The organism is Candidatus Viridilinea mediisalina (assembly GCF_002532535.1).
In the GTDB taxonomy this organism is placed as follows: Bacteria; Chloroflexota; Chloroflexia; order Chloroflexales; family Chloroflexaceae; genus Viridilinea; species Viridilinea mediisalina.
In genome coordinates, this window is record NZ_NQWI01000228.1 from 1 (window position 1) to 2,954 (window position 2,954).

Below are 2,954 nucleotides of genomic sequence, written 5' to 3' on the forward strand. Positions count from 1 at the left end.
GGGATGCCGACTAAAGTCGGCACTCCAACTGTAAAGCTGAAAGGCCGTTTCTGAAACCATGTCTAAGGAAGGATACACTACTAGCCGCGTGTCACTTACTACTCAACTCCTCATTGCTGGTGTTGGCTACCTGCTGCTCTGGATCATCTCGTGGTGGGCTGCCATTGGGCGCGGCTGGGGGCCAGCCGAGAGTGCTCATGCTGCACAGAGCCGTTGGCTCTATGTGCGCCGCCTGCTGCTGGCGCTGCTGGCGCTGCTGGGTATCAGCATGGTTGGCGGGATGCCCCTTGCCAGCTTAGGTTGGCAATTCTCGCTCTGGCTGCTACCTATTCTGCTTGTGGGTGGCTTGATGGGTGCCAAAAACAAGGGCGGCTTTGAACCCTCTGGCTTTACGCCCCTCGCCCTTGCGCTCTTCCATACCTTTGCCACCGAACTCTATTTTCGTGGCTATCTCTTTCACCATGTTGCAAGCCTGATCGGCTGGTGGGCCCTGCCCCTCTCGGCCTTGGCCTATGGCTGCTACTATCTGACGGTTCATACCGTCTGGGCTGCCGGTTGGCGCGGGCGTCTGGCAGGCTTTCTGCTCTTCACGACCCTTGGGGTTGTCTTTGCTGGTTTCTACACGATTTCGGGTAGTTTTTTAGGGGCATGGCTTGGCCATTTTGCCGCCGTGCTACGCTTTGGGTATCGGCGCTGAGGGTGTATGCGGGAACCAAGTGCGACGCTGGCTGAGCCTGTCGAAGCCACCGCGACGCCGCAAAAAACAGTGAGTATACCTATGAATACCCATTCCCACTTCATCAGCATTGAAGGTCTGCAACTGCACTATGAACTGCGGGGCAGTGGTAGGCCGCTGGTGCTGCTCCATGGTTTTGCGGGGGCTGCTCATGCCTGGGCTGAGGTGGCAGCAGAGCTGGCTTCAGATCATGCGGTCTATGCCCTCGATCTGGTTGGCTTTGGGCTTTCGGATAAGACGACGCAGGCCGATGTGAGTCTGGCGGGCCACGGGCGGCGCGTGGTGGCGCTGCTGGAGGCGCTTGATCTGCACGATGTTACGCTGGCGGGCCATTCGATGGGTGGGGTGGTTGCTGCCTATGCGGCCATCGCCGATCAGCAGCCGCGCATTGCGCGCTTGGCGCTGCTTGATGCCAATTTCTACCGCCGCAACGGGCCGCCCATCCCGATGCTGCCCTTCTTACCCCGGCTGCTGGCCGCACGTTTCTACAACCCCAAGGCGCGTGCGGCCAGCCTGCGGCGCTGCTTTGCCAATCCGGCCCTCGTAACCCCAGAGCGGCTCGAACGTTACCTCGCGCCGACGCGCCTGCCAGGGGCCCACGCCGCCCTCGCCGCCTTCCTCGCCACCCCGAGCCCGGCCACCTACGCCGCGCTGCCCGCGCAGATCTCCCGGCCCACCCTGATCCTCTGGGGTGAAGCCGACGCCATCTGGCCGCTCAGCGATGCCCAGCGACTCGCTCAAGCTATCCCCAACGCCCGCCTCCAGATCATTGCTGAAGCAGGCCACATGCTGCCCGAAGAGCGCCCCCTTGAAGTCGCGCAGGCGCTGCGGGAGTTTTGTGGGGAATAGAGGACGCGAGGACGCGAGGACGCGAGGACGCGAGGCCATCGCATCCTCGCAAGACAAACCAGAACTCTTTGTTAGCGCGAAGAAGCCTTGGGTTCGCAGCCACCGTGCCGCTGGCTGAGCCTGTCGAAGCCAAGCGGCGTGGCCGTGCCGCTGGCTGAGCCTGTCGAAGCCAAGCGGCGTGGCCCAGGAATTTTTCGCGCTAACAACAGTCGGCTAACGCCGGCACTCCAGCGTGAGCCCCCCGGCTTTTCAGATAGCTTCTCAGCCGACTAACGTCGGCACTACGATTCAGCATTACAAGCTGCTGGGATATGTAACAATTTCTGCTTCCCTTACAACACCCCCAGGGCAACGAGGCCCAGAATCAAGAGCCCCACAGTGATGCGGTAGAAACCGAAGGCGACAAAGCTGTTACGGGCGATGTATTGCAGTAGCCAGCCAATCGTGAGGTAGCCGACAATCATGGCGACGACGGCACCCAAGGCGAGACGGCCCCAATCGTCGGGTTGAATCTCGTCGAGGCTGGCGAGTAGATCAACCAGGGTGGCGCCGCCAAGGACGGGCATTGCGAGGTAGAAGGAGAAGGCGGTGGCGGTGCGCCGGTCGAGCCCGGCTAAGAGCCCGCCGACGATGGTTGAGCCCGAGCGCGACATGCCGGGGATGAGCGCAAAGACTTGGGCGATGCCGATGCCGAGTGCCTGCTTGGGGCTGATCTGATCGAGTGAGGTTGTGTTCGCACTGCGGGACGGCATGCGTTCAATGATCAAAAAGATGATCCCGCCTACAATCAGCGCTGAGGCGATCACCGCTGGCGTTTCGTAGAGTACCGACTTGATGAAGTCACGCCCAAGTAGCCCGACGACTCCCGCCGGAACCATGGCAATCAGTACGCCCACCCAGAGCCAGAGTACGGCCCGTTTGTGGGCGTTGTCCTCTTTGCTCAACAGGGTACGGGCTTGGCCCCAGAGGTCGCTGAAGTAGAAGGCGATCACCGAGAGCAGGGTGCCAAATTGGATGAAGATTTCAAAGGTTCCGCCGATGCTGCCTTGGTAGTTGAGCAGGCGCGAGGTGATGAGCAGGTGGCCAGTGGATGAGATGGGCAGCCATTCGGTGATGCCCTGAACAATGCCCAGGATGATCACTTTCCACCATTCGGGATCGCCAGGCACCGCGATGGCAAGGCTGGCAACGAGGGCTAACAGCGCCAGCCCAATGACTGGCTTGGGCAGGTGGGGCATTGCGGCCTGGTCGCTCGAAGAGAATTTAGACATGAAGAATCCATAAGATTATTGTTAGAGGCTGTCTGAAAAGTCTATCAACTGGCGTTGGAGTGCCGGCTTCAGCCGGCTAAAGCCGGCACTCCAACGCG

The 2,954-nt window shown here is 60.7% G+C and carries 3 protein-coding genes; 2 read left to right on the forward strand and 1 reads right to left on the reverse strand.

All coding sequences use genetic code 11. The features are described 5' to 3' along the window. The first annotated feature begins 88 nt into the window (after window positions 1–88). The gene (locus tag CJ255_RS21540; protein WP_097646132.1) at window positions 89–697 is read left to right on the forward strand and encodes a CPBP family glutamic-type intramembrane protease; all 609 of its coding nucleotides are present in this window, start codon (window positions 89–91) and stop codon (window positions 695–697) included. Between the two features lie 6 nt (window positions 698–703). Beyond that, window positions 704–1,585 (forward strand): alpha/beta fold hydrolase, encoded by an 882-nt coding sequence (locus CJ255_RS21545; RefSeq protein WP_097646133.1) that lies wholly within the window; start codon window positions 704–706, stop codon window positions 1,583–1,585. Window positions 1,586–1,917: 332 nt separating this feature from the next. On the opposite strand, the gene CJ255_RS21550 is transcribed toward CJ255_RS21545, so the two are convergent. Further along, window positions 1,918–2,856 (reverse strand): undecaprenyl-diphosphate phosphatase, encoded by a 939-nt coding sequence (locus tag CJ255_RS21550; protein ID WP_245863655.1) that lies wholly within the window; start codon window positions 2,854–2,856, stop codon window positions 1,918–1,920. Window positions 2,857–2,954 lie beyond the last annotated feature (98 nt).

Coding starts and splice junctions, on each gene's coding strand:
- CJ255_RS21550 (WP_245863655.1), bottom strand. CDS start 2,856: ATGTCTAAATTCTCTTCGAGCGACCAGGCCGCAATGCCCCACCTGCCC.
- CJ255_RS21545 (WP_097646133.1), top strand. CDS start 704: ATGCGGGAACCAAGTGCGACGCTGGCTGAGCCTGTCGAAGCCACCGCG.